The 20,052-nt window shown below is 43.7% G+C and carries 13 protein-coding genes; 4 read left to right on the top strand and 9 right to left on the bottom strand.

Annotation, left to right across the window (positions count from 1 at the left end; all coding sequences use genetic code 11):
• Window positions 1-78: 78 nt before the first annotated feature.
• Together GSF13_RS18830 and GSF13_RS18825 are read right to left on the bottom strand one after the other, a co-directional pair.
• Window positions 79-1,152: an efflux RND transporter periplasmic adaptor subunit gene (locus tag GSF13_RS18830; RefSeq protein WP_174169946.1), complete on the bottom strand. Its 1,074-nt coding sequence runs from the start codon at window positions 1,150-1,152 to the stop codon at window positions 79-81.
• Window positions 1,153-1,166: 14 nt separating this feature from the next.
• Complete coding sequence (locus GSF13_RS18825) at window positions 1,167-4,277, bottom strand: efflux RND transporter permease subunit (RefSeq protein WP_211866666.1); 3,111 nt, start codon at window positions 4,275-4,277, stop codon at window positions 1,167-1,169.
• Between the two features lie 285 nt (window positions 4,278-4,562).
• Between GSF13_RS18825 and GSF13_RS18820 the strand changes: the two genes are divergently transcribed.
• Window positions 4,563-5,027: a hypothetical protein gene (locus tag GSF13_RS18820; RefSeq protein WP_102057251.1), complete on the top strand. Its 465-nt coding sequence runs from the start codon at window positions 4,563-4,565 to the stop codon at window positions 5,025-5,027.
• 62 nt (window positions 5,028-5,089) lie between these two features.
• Here GSF13_RS18820 and GSF13_RS18815 read toward each other — a convergent pair whose 3' ends face one another.
• From GSF13_RS18815 to dinG, 7 genes are all read right to left on the bottom strand, one after another.
• Window positions 5,090-5,884 carry an NPP1 family protein gene (locus GSF13_RS18815; RefSeq protein WP_010606571.1) on the bottom strand — a complete coding sequence of 265 codons (795 nt, stop codon included), beginning with the start codon at window positions 5,882-5,884 and terminating at the stop codon, window positions 5,090-5,092.
• A gap of 100 nt (window positions 5,885-5,984) precedes the next feature.
• Entirely contained in the window at window positions 5,985-6,146 is a 162-nt protein-coding gene (locus GSF13_RS18810) for a DUF2496 domain-containing protein (RefSeq protein WP_010606572.1), read from the bottom strand.
• Complete coding sequence (locus GSF13_RS18805; protein WP_010606573.1) at window positions 6,143-6,415, bottom strand: late competence development ComFB family protein; 273 nt, start codon at window positions 6,413-6,415, stop codon at window positions 6,143-6,145. The genes GSF13_RS18810 and GSF13_RS18805 overlap by 4 nt, the downstream gene beginning before the upstream one ends.
• Before the next feature lie 27 nt (window positions 6,416-6,442).
• Window positions 6,443-7,348, bottom strand: coding sequence for a histone deacetylase (locus tag GSF13_RS18800; protein WP_206473337.1), 906 nt, complete (start codon window positions 7,346-7,348; stop codon window positions 6,443-6,445).
• A complete protein-coding gene (locus tag GSF13_RS18795; RefSeq protein ID WP_206473339.1) occupies window positions 7,348-7,947 on the bottom strand; it encodes a primosomal replication protein in 600 nt (199 codons plus the stop codon). Before GSF13_RS18795 ends, GSF13_RS18800 begins: the two co-directional genes overlap by 1 nt.
• On the bottom strand, window positions 7,944-8,723 hold the full coding sequence (locus GSF13_RS18790) for a TSUP family transporter (RefSeq protein ID WP_206473341.1): 780 nt from the start codon (window positions 8,721-8,723) through the stop codon (window positions 7,944-7,946). The genes GSF13_RS18795 and GSF13_RS18790 overlap by 4 nt, the downstream gene beginning before the upstream one ends.
• Before the next feature lie 2 nt (window positions 8,724-8,725).
• Complete coding sequence (gene dinG / locus GSF13_RS18785; RefSeq protein WP_102057249.1) at window positions 8,726-10,795, bottom strand: ATP-dependent DNA helicase DinG; 2,070 nt, start codon at window positions 10,793-10,795, stop codon at window positions 8,726-8,728.
• Between the two features lie 167 nt (window positions 10,796-10,962).
• On the opposite strand from dinG, the gene GSF13_RS18780 reads away from it, so the two are divergent.
• From GSF13_RS18780 to GSF13_RS18770, 3 genes are all read left to right on the top strand, one after another.
• Window positions 10,963-13,299 carry a DNA polymerase II gene (locus tag GSF13_RS18780; protein WP_211866664.1) on the top strand — a complete coding sequence of 779 codons (2,337 nt, stop codon included), beginning with the start codon at window positions 10,963-10,965 and terminating at the stop codon, window positions 13,297-13,299.
• A 381-nt stretch (window positions 13,300-13,680) separates the two neighbouring features.
• Window positions 13,681-16,548, top strand: a complete 2,868-nt coding sequence (locus GSF13_RS18775) for a TonB-dependent receptor (RefSeq protein WP_010606579.1) — start codon at window positions 13,681-13,683, stop codon at window positions 16,546-16,548.
• A 493-nt stretch (window positions 16,549-17,041) separates the two neighbouring features.
• On the top strand, window positions 17,042-19,957 hold the full coding sequence (locus GSF13_RS18770) for a TonB-dependent receptor (protein WP_174169953.1): 2,916 nt from the start codon (window positions 17,042-17,044) through the stop codon (window positions 19,955-19,957).
• Window positions 19,958-20,052 lie beyond the last annotated feature (95 nt).

Below are 20,052 nucleotides of genomic sequence, written 5' to 3'. Positions count from 1 at the left end.
AGAATATCGTGGGGGTGGAAAAGAAAAATGAGCCGCTCGTCCATGAGTGAGCTCATTGGGCTAGTAACTGGTTTGTTATTAAGGGTTTGTCACCTCGACGTCTTGTCCTGTTTGCAGGCGCTCAGCACCGCGAACGGCGACTCTATCACCGGCATGTAAGATATCGCTGGTGCGGGGAGTAATTTCCACCCATTGGCCTTTGCCATTGCCGACGGTGACAGGAATTTGTTCGGCTTTATTTTGCTCATCTATTTTGACGATATGGGTGCCTTGTTTACGTAATATTAAGGCGTCCCGGTCAACCAGCAATACGGCTTGTTTGCTGGTGAGCGGCACCGCTACATCAACTAATTGACCAATTGCCCACCTATGGGTCTGATCTGCTGCCAGTGCTGCACGCACTTCAACGGTTTGTGAGCGCGGATCGGTTGAGGGGATCACCGCTGTGACTTTTGCTGACGTGTTATCTGGCTGCGATAAATCACCAGAACGGATTGGCAGCGCTATGCCTTTTTGCAAAAACTTTAAGTATTTAACGGGCACATATAGGCGAACTTCTAGATGATGGATATCTAATATGGTGAGCAGTTCGTCGGCGCGGTTTATTTCTCGACCCGCGCGCTTAAAACGTTCACTGATAACGCCATCAAATGGTGCACGGACCGTTGCGCGAGTCAATTTATCGTCAATAACCTTAAGTTCGACTTCTGCTAAGGCGATATCCGACAGCGCTAGGTCATGTTTATTTTGCATTTCATCGACTTGACTCTCTGCCGCACTGCTGGTTTTTGCGAGCTTCTTTAATCGAGTCAATTCTTGTTGATATAAGCGTAAATTGATCTTGGCTCGATTTAATAATTCGGCTTGGCGGGCCTTATCGAGTTCCAGCGGAAGTGTATCCATACGTACTAAGATTTCGTCTTTTGCGACACTGGTACCGGGTTCTGCTACGTACAACAAACGGCCACTAACTCCGGCGGTCAGCGTCACGTCGTCTTTCCCATACAGTGTGCCACTAACTTCAATTTCGCTCGTGAGAGGGGCTTTTGTCACTTCTGCGACGGTGACTGGCACCACGGCGATGGCTTGTGGCGCAACGATCCCAGCACATAGTGCTAGGGCCTGAAGTGTCTGTTTTATCGGGTTTTTCATTCTGTTCTCACTACTTACTGATTGGCAACTAGGCTGAGCGGGGCTTTGGCCGTTGATTTGTTTGTTTCAGATGGCGGAGTTTGCCGCCCAAGTTGCAATAAACTCGGCATCAACACTAAGGTAAATAAAGCACTGATAGCCATACCACCGACGATGACAGTCGCAAGGCCGCGGTAGATTTCTGAGCCTACGCCTGGCATGAGCATTAGTGGCAGCATGCCAAACAGACTGGTTAAGGTGCTCAAGTAAACTGGCCTTGCTCTTAGTAACACCGCTTGTCTGACCGATGCTTCACGGCTCATACCTGATGCCATCGCAACGCGAGTCTGATCCACCAGCAAAATGGCATTATTAACGACCAGCCCAAGCAAGATGATAAAGCCTATCATGGTCAGTAAATCCAAGGACTGGAAGGTAAAGAGGTTTAAGATATACAGAGCCAGCACGCCACCTGCGATAGCCAGTGGCATCACTAACAATACCAAGGCGCTGTCTTTGGCGGACTTGAACAGCGCGGTCATTAACAAGAACAAAATGAACAACGCGAGGACAAAATTCAACGCCATTTCTTCCATTGCGGAATTCATCTTTTGTGCATTTCCCGCCAAAATAGCACCCGCACTGGCCGGTAGGCTTGCGCGCACTTTTGGCATCACCTGTTCACTCAAGATGGTTTGCACTTGCTGCAGGCTCATATCAGCCGGAGGCGTGACAACAATGCTGACCGTGCGACGACCATTAACACGCCGCAGTTGCGTCGGGCCAACTGTACGTTCTATATTTGCCAACTCGCCGAGAGTTTGAATTCCTGACTGAGGGGTTACGATAGGCAAGGCTTTTAGTTCCTCAGGGCTTTGCCAAGGGATACCACGAAGAATAACGTTCATACGCTCGTTACCATCAAAATACTCATTGACGAATAATCCACCGGTATAAGCTTGTACCGCTTGAGATACATCTCGACGCGTTAATCCCGCTTGGGTGATCCGACGATCGTTAGGCGTTAATCTAAGCTCTGGCTCTGCCATATCCAATCGCGGCTGAGGTCTGGCCGTTGCCTCAGGGAGTGCGGTTTGCACAGCTTGTAGAGCCACTTGAGCAGCTGAGATTAAGTCGTCCATATTGGGACCTGTAAGGTCAATATTGATATCGCGACCATCGCCGCCATTGGCGACTTGGATCATGGAGCCGCGAAAGAAAAATACTTGAGTATCGGGAAGGTCAACGAAGATTTCTTCTCTGGCCACTTTCATCAGTTCTTCAACACGTTGAGGGTCGGCTGAATAGATAAAACCGCCAGCATTAGAGCCAAACGCATAGAAATTAAAGTCTTTAATACCAGGTTCTTTTTCGCCTTGGTAATAGGGCATTAAGCGTTTTTTCACGCGCAGCAGCAATTCTTCTTCCATAAACTGTACGTTGCCACCAGGTGGTGTCACTAGGTTAAAGAAAAAGCCATCGGTGGGGGCTCTTGGCATAAAGTCAGTTTTTGGCAGCATGGTCATGGTTGCAACCACCGAGCCACCCAGTAATACGCCAATCCAAGTAAGTTGCTTTACTCTGTTATTGGTCAACTTCATGATGAAGTTGGTGAGCTTTTGCCAGTATTGATGATAAGGATCTGGTTTTAGTTCAGAGTCTGGCCACAAATGGTTTGCCAGTGGAATAAGGGTAATAGCACACAACATTGACGCAATAACGGCAATCGAGAGTGTCAGTGCTAAATCAGAGAATAGCTGTCCCTCAATACCCGCCATAAAGAGAATAGGTAAAAAGATGGCGACGCTGGTGGTTGTCGAAGCAAATAATGCTCCTGTCACTTGGGCAGCTCCTTTTAAGGCGGCTTTTTTGTTATCGAATCCTTCAGCTCTTAAGCGTGAGATATTCTCTTGGACTATGATAGCGGCGTCTAGTACAAGGCCCACTGCAAATGCCAATCCCGCCAACGAGATCACATTTAGACTACGGTCAAAGATATTAAGTGCGAGAAAGGCGACCATCAATGAAATGGGGATTGTAGCTGCAATCACCAAGGTTGCTTTTAAGCCTCTAAAAAATAGCCACAGAATTAAACAAGATAAGAGTACCCCAAGGCCTAAGTTACTTTTTACTAAAGAAAGTGCATTTCGAATGTGGACGGAGGCATCAAAGCTGAGCTCAATCGATAAGCCATTTTCAGCCAGCGGCCCTTGGTTTAATTCATCAATTGCAAGGTTGATTTCATCAAGCAAGGCAACGGTATTTGCTTCGTTGGCCCGAGAGAGCCGAATATAATAGGCCGGTTTACCATTGCGGCCACTCATGCCCAAACGGTCTGAAAAGGTGCGCTCAACACTTGCAATATTACCTAAGTAGATTGGCCTGTCCCCAGAGTAGCCGACACGCATTTGAGCCATACTGGAAAGGTCATATTGGCCAGTGAATCGCACGGTATATTGACGACGCCCAACGTTGGCAAGACCTCCAGAAGTATCGCGAGAGCTTGCAAGTACATTACTGATTTGATCTAAACTAATACCAAGCGCGGCGGCTTTGTGCGGATCAAAAGTAACACGCAGCTCTTTTGGCCGCTCACTCGCTAGATCGACACGTGCCACGCCGGGAATACGTGCAAGTCTTGGTTCAATAAACTCGTCGATTTGCTTTTGAAACTGCGCCATATCAAAATCGAGACTATTTGCCTGATAGTCTTTGGGCGTGACCAACAAAGTGGCTGCTGCTTCACCGTTATTACCGCCGGCGAATACGACTGGGTCTAGCGCATCAAGTGGCAACGGTGGGGCTTGATTTAAGCTTGTTAGCACATCTAGCATCGCTTGTTGCATATTTGCACCCACCGCAAATGTTAGCGTAATAGAGCCATTACCACGATTGATGTTGGTATTAACCTCAAGTGCGCCAGGTGTGTTTTTTACCGCATTTTCTAGCGGTTCGATGATCACTGATTCTATTTCTTCTGGGGCGGCTTGGCGCCATCCCGAGAAAATCGTGATCTGTGGTTGCTCAATATCTGGCGTCAACTGAATGGGCAGTTTAAATATACTTAACAGCCCAAATAAAATAATCAACACCAAGATGACAATTACACTCGCTGGGTTTTTTAGCGAACTGCGTGTCACATTCATCGGTACGTTTCCAATCTTGCTTTTTCTGCATTGTAGTGTGATGTAAAAAAAGTGCCAGTAAGGTGAAATTTACGTTTGCTAAAGCTAGCGCTAAATTGGCAAAAATAAGCGATAAAGTGCGGTTCTGTAATACCTTGTAACGCTTTTTTATAGTTTGAAAAACTTTTTGATCTGAATTAAAGGCAATTGAACTTGCACTAGTAAGATCAATAGAAGTGGCTAAACTTAGCTGGGCATGATCAGTTCTTTGCAATAATTGATAAATGATGTTCAAAAGGAGGTTATATGTACGTTGCGTTGAAATGGGACCATATTATCGGGGCACATTTTGTGCAGTGGATTGTCGTAAAGTGCAATGGTATATCGGATAAATTTGGATTACCTCAAGCCTTACCACCTAGGCGTGATATTGCCTATTTCACTGATCCTCAATCGGCGGAGCAAGATGCTAAACAATTTGCGGATTACAAAAATACCGGGCAAATGGCGGATATTGAAAAAAAATACTCACCTAATTTGGGGGAGCACCATGGCTTTTGTCACTATGCGTGGGATCACACCTATCTCGGTGAATTAGTAAAGCACGCTGTGCTCTATTGGGAAGATGGCAAACACTTCTCACCTGAACCATATCGAAGCGATATTGCTTATTTTATTGATCCGCAAACAAGTGAAATGGATAGTATTTTCTTTGCACAATATAAACTAGAGCGAGCAAGGTTGCTTAGGCAGAAGCAAGACGCAGGCTAATACCAATTGGTATAGCATATCGACTCACCTCATCGATTGATGAGGTGAGTTTGTCTAAGCAGTTACTGAGCGTTGTCTATATCACTTTGCGCGTAAGTTGGGTAGTCACTTGGTTTAAAGCGATTGAGGTTATTGAGGAAACGACTGTCTTTAACGGGCAAGGTGGCGGAGCCATAATCATATTGATTGAGCTTTTCTCGTAATGCTGTGTTCGAAATTCCATCTCCAGCCATTTTGTACCAACTGATGATAGCGGGTGTGACAAAGCGGTGATAGTTGTTTTCAGCGATTTCGTTTGATTTGGCAAAGCGCAGTGCATGGGTCAAAATGCCGTCTTTATGATAGACAATTTTTAAGTGGCCATTTTCGAATGGTAGCTCATTAGCAGGTTTAGTGAATAAGTCGCCATGTGCGCTATAGCTACCATGTGTAACTATCCCATCTCGAGTCCATACCGCTGCATATTCCCAGTCATGGCGGTGACCACCACCAAAGTAGTCGAACACTTGGTCTTTTTTGAAGTAAAGTGCATAGAAGTGTCCACAATACTCGCCGTTAGTTGTTGTTTTACAGGCGTAGCGGTGCACAGTATTAGAGGTATTTAAAAATTGATTATCTCTGCAATCTCCTGTGATGCGGCCCGATGTTTTTAGCCCTGAATTTTGCGCGCCAGTTCTACTGATCCCAGCACTCGGCAGGCAACCATCACCATCAAAATCAAACACAGGTTCAGTACCGTTGATAATGTAGGGTGCTGGGAGGGCTTCGTCTAATGCAGCAAAGTCATTGGCGTAAGCATATTGTGCAGACGCAGCAATAATCGCGAGGGACAATAAAGGGAGTTGTGTTGTTGTCATACAGCTTTCCTTAATAAACGCGGTTGTGCCGTTTTGCACAACCGCTATTGATTAGAATCTAAGGTTAAAAAATAAGTATGACTTAAATGTATATTTAATGTTAAGTTTTTTGTTGGTTATTCAGCTTGTTTTGAAAGTCAGATCTGACAATTTCAAGTGCAGCCATGACTTCCTCCGCAGGAAGATCATGCTCCTCTAACAACATAATGAGGTCGACGGCAAGCTTTACATGAGTTGGCGCTTGTTCTAAAGGGGTACTCATACTTGAAATTGTTCCTTTTTAGCGATTTGTGAAATGGCAAAATCAATCGCACGCTCTACCGCCTGTTCCATTTTTACACGCTCGGGCTGAGGCAGGTAAAACTCCATGTCGACATCGTAGCGAATATAACGCGATGGTAGTTGGTTCAATACAGTACAACAAAAGTCAGCCATTACGTCTTCATCATAAATTTTATCTAACTTACGACGGACGATATGTTCGACGACCAGCTTCTCATAATAATTATGAATATCATCATGTAACTTCATACAGCCTCCTGCACACTCCTTTTAAGTTTATATCATAATAGCGGGGTTATCGAACAAAGCCAAAAAGGTTTGTTGATGTATATCTACAAGATGATCAACGTCGCGCTGGTAGCCCCCACCCAGAGCAAAAGCTAATGGGATATTGAGGTGATGAGCATACTCAAAAACAATCGAATCTCGAGCTCTAACACCTTGCTTTGAAACACTAAAGTGTCCTAGTTCATCGCCTTGATAGACGTCTGCACCAGCGTTATAGAGGATGATGTCTGGCTGGTATAATCGAACCGCCAGTTGTAAGGCTTCGCGGACGGTTGCCACATATTGCGCATCCTGTGTATTCACAGGTAAGGCAAAGTCCAAATCGGATTGCGGTTTAATGCGAGGAAAGTTACTTTCACAGTGGATGGAGCAGGTAATGATATCGTCTCTATCTGCAACGATCGTTGCTGTGCCATCGCCTTGATGTACGTCACAGTCAAAGATCAGCACTCGCTCAACCCGTTGATGGGCAATGAGCGTTGCCGCGACCACCGCCCAATCATTAAATATGCAAAAGCCGCTGCCAAAATCGCGATGTGCGTGATGATAGCCGCCGCTTAAGTTTGCTCCAAATCCATATTCGAGCGCATACTTTGCTGCCGCTAAACCGCCACCTAGAGAAATCAAAGTGCGTTCAACTAGTTGCTCACTCCAAGGAAAGCCCATTTTCTTAATTGCTTTTTCGCTCAACGTGCCGTTTAGAAAGCCATCAACGTAATTACTGTCGTGGCAAAGTTGCAGTGCATCAGCTGTGATTTTTTGCTCGGGTTCTTTGATAAATTTAGCAAATCTACTGGCGTTTATTCGTTGGTATAATTTTTTATACTTGCTGATAGGGAAGCGATGCTTTTCAGGCAGGCTCAACTCGCTATAAATAGGGTGGTAGTACAGCATTAACGGCTCTGACTTTTCTCAACTTCTTGAATTTTTTGCTCGGTGGCGGAAATGGCTTTTCTACAGCGGCCAAGGCGGGCATGAAGGGCTAATATTTCGGCATTGAGTTTGGCAGCTTGAGTGGGCTCTGCTTTGTCCATCTGTAGTCTTCTGAGATCAATCATTTCTTGCAGTCGACGCTCAAATTCATGATTTTGTGACAGCTCCTGATATAACTCATGGGACGACTGCATAATCTTCTGCACTGCCTTCTTATACACTTTGGTTTTTTTTGGTGTATTCAGTTTGTTTTCTTTCGCCCAGACCGGGGTTGATTTTAACACCTTCAACACGGCTTCCATTTGTGAACCTATCCGTTCGATGGCAAATGTAAAGGCGTGGCGCTGTTCACTTGGCGGCAGGTGGGACATTGCTTCTGCTATTTCTTCAACATAGTCGCTGAGCTTTAAGCTTTTAGTTCGAAATACACGGGCATCAAATAAGCTGGGCTGTGCCTGCATATAACGATTCTTATCAAACCATTTCGCGGAGTCAAATTGCGCTGCTTGTTGCTTTAAGCGGCTGACTTGTTGCTCAAGCTTGATAAGCCCTGTGCTCACGAGAAATAAGCCTCAAAAATGAGCTTGCCAGCAAGTACAATAACCACAGTGTTAAAGAGTGGTTTGATTAGTTTGTTGCCAAACTTAATCGCAGAATGCGCACCAAGCCAAGCTCCAAACATTAAAAAGGCGCCCATGGTGATACCCAGCATAAAGTTAACATGACCCAAGGCTACAAAGGTGATAAGCGAAATAAAGTTGGAAACAAAGTTCATTGAACGAGCAAGACCACAGTTTAAAAGTAAGCTCATTTTATAGAGCATACTGTTAGACGCAGTCCAAAACGTGCCAGTACCAGGTCCTGCCATACCATCAAAAAATCCCAACGATAAACCTTGCGCCCACTGCTTGATTTTGAGTGTTCGATTCGCTTCTGGCAAAGTATGGGAATCTGTTGGGCTTAGCCTACCGACTAAGCTATAAATTGCGACAGCGATGATAATAACGGGGATAAGTTTATTTAAAAACTCGATACTTAAAAAGTCGACAAGTAATGTGCCCAATACGGCACCTATCGCCGTGGCAATAATAGAGCCAATCCAAAAGCTAGGTTTGAATAACTGCTTTTTGTAGTAGGTAAAGCTCGCAGTTAAGGAGCCAAAACTCGCGGCAAGCTTGTTGGTACCTAAGGTTAAATGCGGAGGAAGGCCAGCAGTAAGCAAAGCTGGTACGGTTAGCAGCCCACCACCACCTGCAATTGCATCAATAAATCCAGCAGCCAGTGCGACTAAGCAAAGTAACCCCCAAGTTGTGGGATCTAAAGCGAGTTCAAACATTATTAATCAATTTGCCTTTTGTATGGTGGCAGAGTATCAAGCATGGCTTTGCCATAACGTTTTGTAACTAAACGTCTATCTAAGATGGTGATACGGCCGGAGTCTGATTCCTTACGCAGCAGTCTACCACAGCTTTGTACTAATTTCTTTGCAGCATCGGGTACCGTGATAGATAAAAATGGATTCCCACCTTTACTTTGTACGAATTCCGCCTGGGCTTCCTCAATAGGGGATGTTGGCACGGCAAAAGGGATCTTAGTCACCACGAGGTTCTCTAAGTATTTTCCGGGTAAATCTAGTCCCTCGGATAAGCTTTGTGTACCAAATAAGATACTGCCACGACCTAAGTCGATATTTGCTTTATGACGAGTGAGTAGGGCGTCACGGGAAAGCTCACCCTGTACCAAAATATTGAGATTTTTACCTCTTAATTTTTCTACCACATGATTCATTTGCCAATAAGAAGCAAACAGTACAAGGTTAGCCTTACTGGTGTCTAAATAGGTTGGCAGGGCATCCGCTAAATAATCGCTAAAGGCTTTATCCGTTGGATCTGTTTGGGTTTTTGGCAAATGCAATGTCGCTTGATTGGGATAATCAAACGGAGAATCAGCCTTGATATATTTAACACCAGGCTCTTTTGCCAACCCACTTTCGTGGGCGAAATGATCGAATGTGCCCAAAGCACTGAGGGTTGCGGAGCAGAGCACCGCGCCTGCACACTCTCGCCAGAGGTGATCCTTCAAATAATAGCCGACTTCAATCGGACAATCGCAAAGTAAATGGTCGTGATGGTGTTTGTATTCTAAGCGTTTTATCCACCTTGCATGTGGCACGCTGTCGCCTTTTCGAGCATAGCTAAACCAGAGTTTGTTGAGTTGCTCAAGTCGGTTGATATATTGACCGCTTTCAACCAATAACGGGTCGGCTAAAAAAGCTTGTACATCGCCGTCTGAAACATCGCCCGATAGAGCATCATGCATCTTGGTAAGGCAACGCAGTGCATCTTGCGTGGCATCCGCAATATCTTTTGCTTTTACGGTGAGCGCTTCAGGTACTTCGCCATGACTAAAGCGGTAGGTATCGTCATCGTTATAAGTAAAGTCGCTCTGATCGAGTATATCCCTTACCGCTCTAAGGTACTTCGCAGCGTCATTGGCTGCATCATTCAGTTTGAAATTCTGCCCAATGGCTTTTTGCGAAACCACGGTGTTTGCCATCTTTCCGCTAAACTTAAGTAGCTTTTCAAGCCACTCGATAGTGCCTTTAATCGTTGCCGCTGCAGAAGAAAAATCTCTGGTAATATGAGGCAGGTGGTGCGCCTCATCAATTACGTAAAATGTTTCTTCTGGTTCCGGTAATATCGTTCCGCCACCTAGTTCTAAGTCGGCCAGTAACAAAGCGTGATTAATCACCAACACATCCATTTGTGCAATCTTTTGTCGAGCTAAATGAAAAGGGCATAAGTGATGAGATTTTAGTTGCCGTTGGCAGGCGTGTTTATCACAAGCGATAACATTCCAAACTTTATCTGGAATTGTGTCTTCCCAGCTATCTCTATCACCTTGCCAGCGCTTTTCTTGGTAAGCAAGTGCTAACTCTCTTAAACACCTTTGCTCCATTTGAGAAAGCGGACTGCTGGTTGTCGGCATCATCGACATTTGCATCTCATCATCGCTGACGGCAGCCATCAGTTTTTGTACACAGATGTAGCGTTGACGGCCTTTTACGAGGTCAAATTTAAAGTCTATGCCTGAATGTTCTTTTAAAAATGGCAACTCTTTGTTGATCAGCTGTTCTTGTAAAGCGACGGTTGCAGTCGAGATGACGAGTTTCTTTTTACTTGAGAGTGCAACAGGAAGCGCGCCGAGTAGATAGGCTAAAGATTTTCCAGTACCTGTTCCTGCTTCAATCACGCAAATACGTTGAGTGCGGTGATAATCACCAGAGAGTGTTTTTGCGATTTCGGCGACCAGATAATTTTGACTCGGACGAGGACGAAAGCCATCTAAAGCGGAGGCGACATTTTGATGTGCTTGGCGGATGGTTTTTTTTAGTTTGTCTGAGAGCATAATCTATTTAGCCTAGAGTTCTGATATGAAGCAAGCCTACCACTTGAGTCTCGATTTTTAGTTAATCACTGCGTTAATGGATAGGTTTTATTCTGTTTGTGACTTTATGTTCAATAAACAGGTGGATATAATTACAGTGATTCGTCTATTTTAGGGTGGTATTGGAGTTGGCACAAGCGATATATCAGGGCTTTATTTTATCGAGACAGCAGATGCAGGTAAATGGCCAACTGCGCTTGTGTTATTGGCTCAAATCGCAACATCAGTTACTCAAGGTGTGGGTAGAGGATGAGCAGCCACTCTTTTTCATTAAACAAGATAAAAAAACGGAAGTAGAGCTGCTGCTAAGTCGCGCTCAGTTGCAGTTTAGCATCTCGCCAAGTCAACTAAAGCACTTCGATCAAGCTCCTGTTTGTGTTGTGAAATTTCGCACCTTGAATCACTTCTATGAGGCAAAACAGCTACTTGAAAATAAAATCGCGTTATATGAAGAGGATATTCGCCATTCCGACCGCTATTTAATGGAGCGCTTTATTCGCGGAGCTGCTTGGGTCAAAGGTAAAGCCACGCAAAAACCGGGCTATATCGAAATTACTCAGGCGCAATTTAAGGCTTGCGATGATTATAGGCCACACCTTGAAATGCTTTCTATCGATATAGAATGTAACGGCGAGGGGGTCTTATTTTCGGTGGGTTTAGTGACCGATACCAAAAAGCTGGTGATCATGATAGGTGAGGCGCAACATGCTGCCGTCAATGTCGTTTGGGTTGAAGATGAAATTGCGTTACTAGAAGAGCTGGTCAAGCAAGTGAATCGTTTAGACCCAGATGTGTTAATCGGGTGGAACGTGATTGAGTTCGATGCCGCAATACTTGTGGAGCGCGCGCAGGCTAACGGCGTCGCACTTGCGATAGGGCGAGATGGCGGAGCGATGTCAACCTTCAAAGGTAACTATACCCGGGTGTTTATTCCGGGGAGAGTGATGCTAGATGGCATTGATATGATGAAAAATGCGACCTATCACTTTGAAACATTTAAACTGAGCTTTGTGGCTGAGAAGATTTTGGGTGCTACCAAGCTTATCGCACAGGACGACAGGCTTGAGGAAATCATCAGGCAGTTTCATCATGATAAACCGGCGCTCGCAGCGTATAACTTACAAGATTGTCAGTTGGTGCTCGACATTTTTAGTAAACTAAACTTACTTGAATTTGCCCTCGCTCGAACTCAGTTGACGGGTTTGGAACTCGAGAAAATGGGCGGCTCAGTCGCTGCGTTTACCAACTTGTATTTACCGTTACTGCACCGTAGCGGTTACATTGCACCAAATTTATCTGAGCATGGTATTAACTTTGACAGTCCCGGCGGTTATGTCATGGACTCAAAGCCAGGCCTCTACCAAAATATTTTGGTACTCGATTTCAAAAGCCTTTACCCCTCAATTATCCGCACTTTTTGCATTGACCCTATGGGGTTAATAGAAGGATTACAGCATCCTGAACGTGCCATAGAGGGCTTTAATGAAGGTAAATTTAGTCGCACAGAACATCATTTACCGGGTTTAGTCGCCGCGCTCTCCAGCGCACGTGAACAAGCTAAATTAGACAAAGACATGATGCTCTCACAGGCGATTAAAATCATCATGAATAGCTTGTATGGCGTACTTGGTTCAAAAGGCTGTCGCTTTTACGATCCTCGTCTTGCGAGTTCAATAACGATGCGCGGTCATCAAATAATGCAACAAACGCGAACCTGGATTGAACAGCTTGGATATGAAGTGATCTACGGCGATACCGACTCAACTTTCGTCTGTTTACCCGAGTCTTTGCGTAGCGAAGCGTGCCAAGCAATAGGCAAGCAGCTGATGGTAGAAATTAACGAGCGCTGGCGCGTTTTACTGATGGAAAGCTTTGGTCTTCACAGTTATTTAGAAATAGAGTTTGAAACACATTATAGCCCATTCTTTATGCCCACCATTCGTGGTCAAGAAGTCGGCTCTAAAAAGCGATATGTTGGGCAGATCACAGCTCTTGGCAAGCAAAAGCTGGTTTTTAAAGGAATGGAGACCGTGCGTAGTGATTGGACGGAAATTGCAAAGGAATATCAACAAGCAATTATTCGCGCGCTGTTTGACGGGCTCGACACCGTTGAGATCACTCATCAATACATAAATGAGATTTTCGCTGGAAAAGTAGACGAAAAACTCATTTATAAAAAGAAGCTTGGTAAGTCTGTTGAGTTATATACAAAAAATATCCCTCCTCAGGTAAAAGCGGCGAAACAAGCTATCGAAGATGGATTGTTGCAAACTGCTAAAAAGGGGGCGCAAATTCCGTATTATTTAAGTACCGATGGACCCAAGTTCGCGCAGCAAGGCAAGCTCGTAGATATTGATTATTATCAGTACATTGAAAAACAAATTCTTCCTATATATCAGATGCTTCCAAATGCATCTAAGCTATCAATCCGTTCCGATGGGCAACAAAGTTTCGATTTGATTTAATAGGGATCGTGCTTTCAAATTGCAGCCACCTTCAAGTCCCAAAATTAATTGATCAGCAAAAACACACTAAAATGAAGTTCCTTTTTTGTTAACTAAAATAGTGTGTTTCACCTTATTTTCATATTTAGTCCCGTTTTTGTGGATTTTTATTTTTATCAAGCTCACGGTTATGTGGCTTTGTTGTTTTAATTCAGTATCTTATGTTGAGATTTATTTGTGCCTGCAATTGGTAATTGCAAAAAATGGTATAATTAACCTTGATCATTACTCGGGTGTTTGTTTAATATCTTGCCCCTAATGTTGCTAATTTAGAAATTAACAAAGCGACAAAATAATAATTAACACAAGCTGTTTACAATAAAACAATCCAGGGTGATTCACATGCTAAACAATAAGTTAACTAAGGCGATTCGCTTAGCGATCGCGTTTGGTGGCGCTAGCGCTGCCGTGTTTGCAACCAATGTAGTTGCAGAAGAAGAAGGCGCGAAAAGCGTTGAGCGTATTGAAGTTACAGGTTCTCGCTTAAAGCGCACCGACCTTGAATCTACTGCCCCAATTACTGTTATCGGCGGCGAAGCGCTTGGCGATATGGGTATCAGTAACGTTGGTGAATTTGTTCAATCAAACCCAGTTATGTCTGGATCACCAGCAACAACAACGCGTAACAACGGCGGTAGTGGTGGTGTATTTGTAGAACTACGTGGTTTAGGTTCAGAGCGTACGCTAGTACTTATCAATGGTCGCAAGCCTGTAAGTGCAGACTTCCAGAATATTCCTGCTGCGATGATCGACCGTATCGAAATTCTAAAAGATGGTGCTTCGGTTGCGTATGGCTCGTCAGCAATGGCTGGTGTTGTAAACATCATCACCAAAAAAGAACTTACTGGTGTTGAAGTTAAAGCAACAACGTCTTGGTATGACATGTTTAGTGGTGGTAAAGAGCAAAGCTTCCAACTAGTTGGTGGTAAAGAGTTCGATGCAGGTCATATCACAGTAGGTTTCGATTATACCAAGCAGGATCCAATCTATCAGGGTGATGTGAAAGATGTTAACTTCTTCCAATACCCTTGGCAGGTGCTCTCAGAAGAAGGTGCTAAGAGCTTTTACGAGAACGGTTTAATTCCAGATGGTGACAATGCGAACGTATTCATTTTAGGGTCTGGTTCTACTCCTTGTGGTAATTTCTACGTTGAAGGTAAAGGTAACTTTACCAACGACAAATGCCCAAGTGGTGGTGACGGTAAGCCTTCTCTAAGCGACATGCGTCCATTTGTTGGCGGTGGTGAAGTAAACGATACTTACAACTACAACCCAGTAAACTTAATGCAAACACCTTTTGAAGTCGTTAACTTCTTTGTTGATACTTCATTTGAGTTAAACGATGACCTTGTTGTATATACAGAAACACGCATCAATAAGCGTACCTCAAAACAGGAACTTGCGGCTGTACCTTTCGACACAGCCTATGACCCAGGCTATGTAGTTACACTGTCAAATGGTTCGACGGCTAACGGTGTGTCAGCTGATAACTACTATAACCCATTCGGTGAAGATGTTTATCGCTCTCGTCGTCGTATGCTAGAGGGTGGTCGTTACTTTGAACAAGATTATGTTCGTTTCCAACAAGTTGCAGGTCTAAAGGGCGCAATTAACGATAACTGGCAGTTCGATGCTTACTACAACTATGGTGCAAATAGCCTTCAAGATACTGACTTTGGTCAGCTATACGGTCCACACCTAGCAAAAGCTTTAGGCCCATCATTCAAAGATGACGCTGGCAATGTGGTATGTGGTACGCCTGACGCACCTATTTCTGATTGTGTATCGTTAAATGTATTTGGTGGCCCAGGAACTGTGACGCAAGAGATGCTTGACTACATTACTGCTCCACTAGGCGATCACTATAATGATTCATTCCACCAAGTTCGTGTTGACGTGTTTGGTGAGCTATTTGAAGTCCCAGCAGGTTATGTTTCAAGTGCATTTGGCCTTGAGTATTACACCACTGAGTTTGAACAAGTAAATGATTCTGGTAAGTTCTTTGATTCAGTGACTGGTAACACCAGTAAGCCACTAACAGGTCTATCTAAGAACTACACAGCTGCATCGGCTGAGTTCTTGATCCCACTTGTTCGTGATTTAGGTGTTGAATCTGCAGATTTAACGCTAGGTGCACGTTATGACGACTTTAGCACAACTGGTTCAAACTTCTCTTGGATGGCTAAAATTGAGTCAAACATTTTTGATGGCTTAAAGTTCCGTGCAAACTATTCCGAAGTATACCGTGAACCAACGCTAAGCGATTTGTATTCGCCAGAGCTTGATTCATTTGAAAGCGCTTCAGATCCGTGTTCTGCGGCAAACATTGGTGGTTTATCTGCAGCCGGTCAGGCTAAATGTCTTGAAATGGGGGCTCCAGCAGGCGGTCACAACAGTGCTGACGCGCAAGTTCGTACACGTTTAGGTGGCAACACAGGTGTTCAATCTGAAGAAGGCGAAACATTCACTATTGGTTTTGTGTGGGCTCCTGATTTTGTTGAAAACTTAGGTGTCACTATTGATTACTGGGATATCAACATTGAGGGTAAAATTGGTTCTCTAGCAACTGATGATATTCTGCAGGGTTGTTATGCTGGTCTTATCGAAGATATGTGTGCAAAAATCTCACGTGGCTTTGATGGTTCAGTTGACCGTGTAGACAGCCGCACTACAAACTTACAAAGTATGACTGCTCGCGGTATCGACCTTGATGTGAATTATTCATTTGACACAGACTTCGGTGCATTTGTTGCTAGCGTATCATGGACTCACTTCTTAGAGCGTGGAGAAGAAAACTTTGATGGTGAAACAGGTACATTTATCGTTGAAGATCTCGTTGGCAGATTTGAAGATGACACGTCTTACTTTGAAGACAAAATCTTATTCAATCTACGTTATGACCTAGACAACCTACGTGTTGTGTGGGCTGCAAACTATCAGTCTGGTCTTGAGTACGGTGATCTAACTTACATTAAGCGTGATAATTACGATTCACTAGCAGGTTTAGTTGCTAAAGTTGATTCATATGTGTATCACGATTTAACAGCACAATACTCATTTGACACGAACACAACGGTGCAAGCCGGTATTCGTAACCTAACGGACGAGCTACCTCCTTATATTGAAACAGCGTTCAATGCGAACACTGATGAAAGTAACTTCAAGCTATTCGGACGTCAGTTCTTCTTAGGTGTAACTCAGAAGTTCTAACCGAAATTTAGCAATTTTGACCCAAATCGGCCTCTGTTGAGGTCGATTTTTTGTCTCAAAAATAAGTCCGAGTCCGATCTCACTAAACACTTTTCCTTAACAACTCCAACAGCGTATTGATTGCTTTTACACAGTGATGCTTACAATGAACAACTGATACATAGCAACACTTGATGGTCTAGTGCGATTTTTGTCCCCATATTGTTGCGCAAAGAAGGAAAGTTTGCGATGAATAACAAAATGGGTAAAAAAAGTGAACTTATTTTTAATTTTATAACTTCATGAGTTATAAAGAGAAATTTGATATTTTATGTTAAAGTAGTGGTGTTTTACGTTTATTTTATGAAATGATTGTTGACCCTATGTTGGTACTAAAAGTAGTATAACCTTCGATACGATAAATCGACCAACTTTGGAAACAGGATTTGATTAATATTAAATTATTGTTTTCATATGGTTTTTGTATATATAAAAATAAAATCAGGGATCAATCATGTTTAATAATAAAGTAAGCAAAGCTGTTCGCTTAGCATTAGCTTTCGGAGCTGCATCAACAGCAGCATTCGCCAGTACAGCTGTTTCAGCTGAAGAACAGCAAGCCGAAGAAGGCGAGAGCGTTGAGCGCATCCAAGTAACTGGTTCGCGTATCAAGCGTTTTTCAGAAGTTGCACCTACTCCAGTTACTTCTATTACAGGTGTTGAGTTAGTAAACGCAGGTATTACTAACGTTGCAGACCTTCTTCAAAAACTTCCAGCTTCAGGTGTTGGTTCATCTCCAACAACTACTACAAACTCTATCTTCGGTGCGGGTATTAATACCACTGACTTACGCCAATTGGGCGAGGGTCGCACACTTGTACTTGTAAATGGTCGTCGTTATGTTGGTGCTTCTGTAGATAACCCTGCTGTAGACTTAAATGGTATCCCAACAGAAATGATCGAACGTATGGATGTTGTACACGGCGGTGCATCAGCAGTATACGGTTCTGATGCGGTTGCAGGTGTTGTAAACATCATTTTGAAGAAGTCTCAAGATACAATCGATTTTAACTATAAAAAATCTACTCCAGAACAAAGTGGCGGTGGCTCAGAATTCTTCTCATTCACTTTTGGTGATGAGGGTGAGAAAACAAGCTTTATTACAAGTTTGTCATACTCAGAAACAGAGCAATTGTCAGCAGAACAGCGTGACTTTTTACGTAACCCAGTAACGACTTTACGTAACCCAGACAACACAAGTGACAAAGATGGCTTGCCAGAGCGTGTACTTGCCGATGGTAAATGGGCGCAATACGGTGGACTTCAAACTTTAGGTATTTATGACCGTGCTGGTGATGCTTTTCTACCTGATGGTCACTTTGTATTTGGTGACAACGGGGAGCTAACTCCATTTGCGACAGGTGGAGGTCCACAGCCAGCTCCTAACGATCAACACCGTTATTTCGGTGATGAATTTGCTAATGGTTATAAATTTATTGAACACCAATATTTGGCAACGCCACTTAGACGTTTCAACGTATTTTCAAATGTTGTAAATAACTACCATGAAGACCACTCAATGAACTTCGAGATCTCATTCTCTAAGGCGAGTGCGTATTCTGAAAGTAGTCCAATTTTCTTATATAGTACCCTACGTGCGGATAACGCATTTTGGCACCCAGATGCAAAAGCACAGTTTGCAGAGGCAGGCTACGAAGATGACGACACAATCGGAGTCTATAAACTAGCTCAGGGCTTTGGTAACCGTACTTATGAAGATGATCGTACTTCATTAAACACGACGCTTTCTTTCCAAGGTGTTTTGCTAGATGACTATGATTATGAAGTCTATTTCAGCTATGGTCGTAATAAAAACGACACAGTTTGGAATGGTGAATTCCTAGAAGAAAATTACAATAACGCGATCGATGCTGTGTTGATTGATGGTGTTGTTCGTTGTGCTAACCGTAATGAAGAAGGTGAACTTTTAGGTGCGTTGGATGGCTGTCAACCGCTTAGTCTGTTTGGCTTAAACGGTGCTTCTCAAGAAGCGATGGATTATGTGACTACATCGGCTTCAATCTCGAAAGTGAAACAACAGCAAATTATCGGTGGTGTACTATCTGGCTATGCGTTCGAAATGCCAGCCGGTGGCGTATCGTTTGCACTTAGTGCAGAGCACAGGAAAGAAACTGGTTCTAACAAACCAGGAGCTGCGATGCAAAATAACCTAGTATTTGGTAACTTTGTATATGGCTGGGAAGGATCTTTCACGGTTGATGAGATTGGTCTAGAGACTTCAATCCCTCTACTAGCAGACGCGCCATTTGTTGAGTCGTTGAGCCTAGAGCTTGCAGCTCGTTACATGGACTACTCGTCTGTTGGTGATAATGTTGCTTGGAAGGTTGGTTTCAACTATGCGGTAAATGACCAGTTACGTTTCCGTGCGACTAAATCGCAGTCAGTTCGTGCTCCTTCATTATCACAAATTCATGCAGCGGGTACTCAGTCATTTGCTCCGTATAGAGATCCATGTGACCAAGTTGAAATTGCAACCGCTGATGCTGAAAAGAAATCGAATATTATCGCAAACTGTAAAGCCGCGGGTATCCCTAACCCAGGTCCTTTAGAGTCAAATTGGAGACCATCTGTTGATTGGCGTGGTGTTACACCTCCAAGTGTGAATTCTGGTAATCCAAATCTAAAAGAAGAGACTTCTGACGATACATTGTTTGGTTTTATCTATACACCGACAGAAGACTTAACGTTAATTGTTGATTACTGGAGCTTCGATGTAGAAGACGCTATTGCATCTCTAGGTGCGCAGCGTGTGGTAAACGATTGTTACGAGGCATCGAGCCTTGATAACACATCTTGCGAGTTAGTAGACCGTGACCCAGCGACCAAAGAGATCTCAATTGTACGTAATGCACCATATAACTTAGCGTCTTATGCACTTAAAGGTGTTGATATCGAGTCAACATATAAGTATGAGACTGAGTTTGGTTCATTTGATTTCCGTCTACTTGCTACATACTTAGAGCACCGCGAGTTTAACACTGACGTTGCGAACGAAGAGTATGAATTTAACCCAACAGTTGGCGAAGTTAGATACCCTCGCTGGCAAGGTAACTTGACGATTGGCTACACATACGATGATTTGTATGTTGGTCTAATTGGTAAGTATCGTCATTCGACAGTAAACGATAGAAAGTGGACTGCTGAAGTCAATAACTACAATGACGTTCCTTCATATACTGAGTGGACATTGAATGCTCGCTATACAGTTAATGAAATGATTGAGGTCCGTGCTGGTGTAGCTAACCTATTTGATATTACACCACCGAGAAATCCAGGAACATATGATGAAGGTGAGTTCTTTGATGTTTACGGCCGTCGTCTAAACGTTGGTCTTAATATCCGATTCTAAAAATGAATTAACATACAAAAAGGGCTAACTTCGGTTAGCCCTTTTTTATTTCAGTATCCCAACCATAATATTGTGGAGGTTGGACAAAAATAAGT

It is taken from the genome of Pseudoalteromonas sp. M8, assembly GCF_018141365.1.
GTDB lineage: Bacteria > Pseudomonadota > Gammaproteobacteria > Enterobacterales > Alteromonadaceae > Pseudoalteromonas.
Note: the sequence above shows the minus strand (reverse complement) of the source record. Positions and strands in the feature narration are given on the sequence as shown.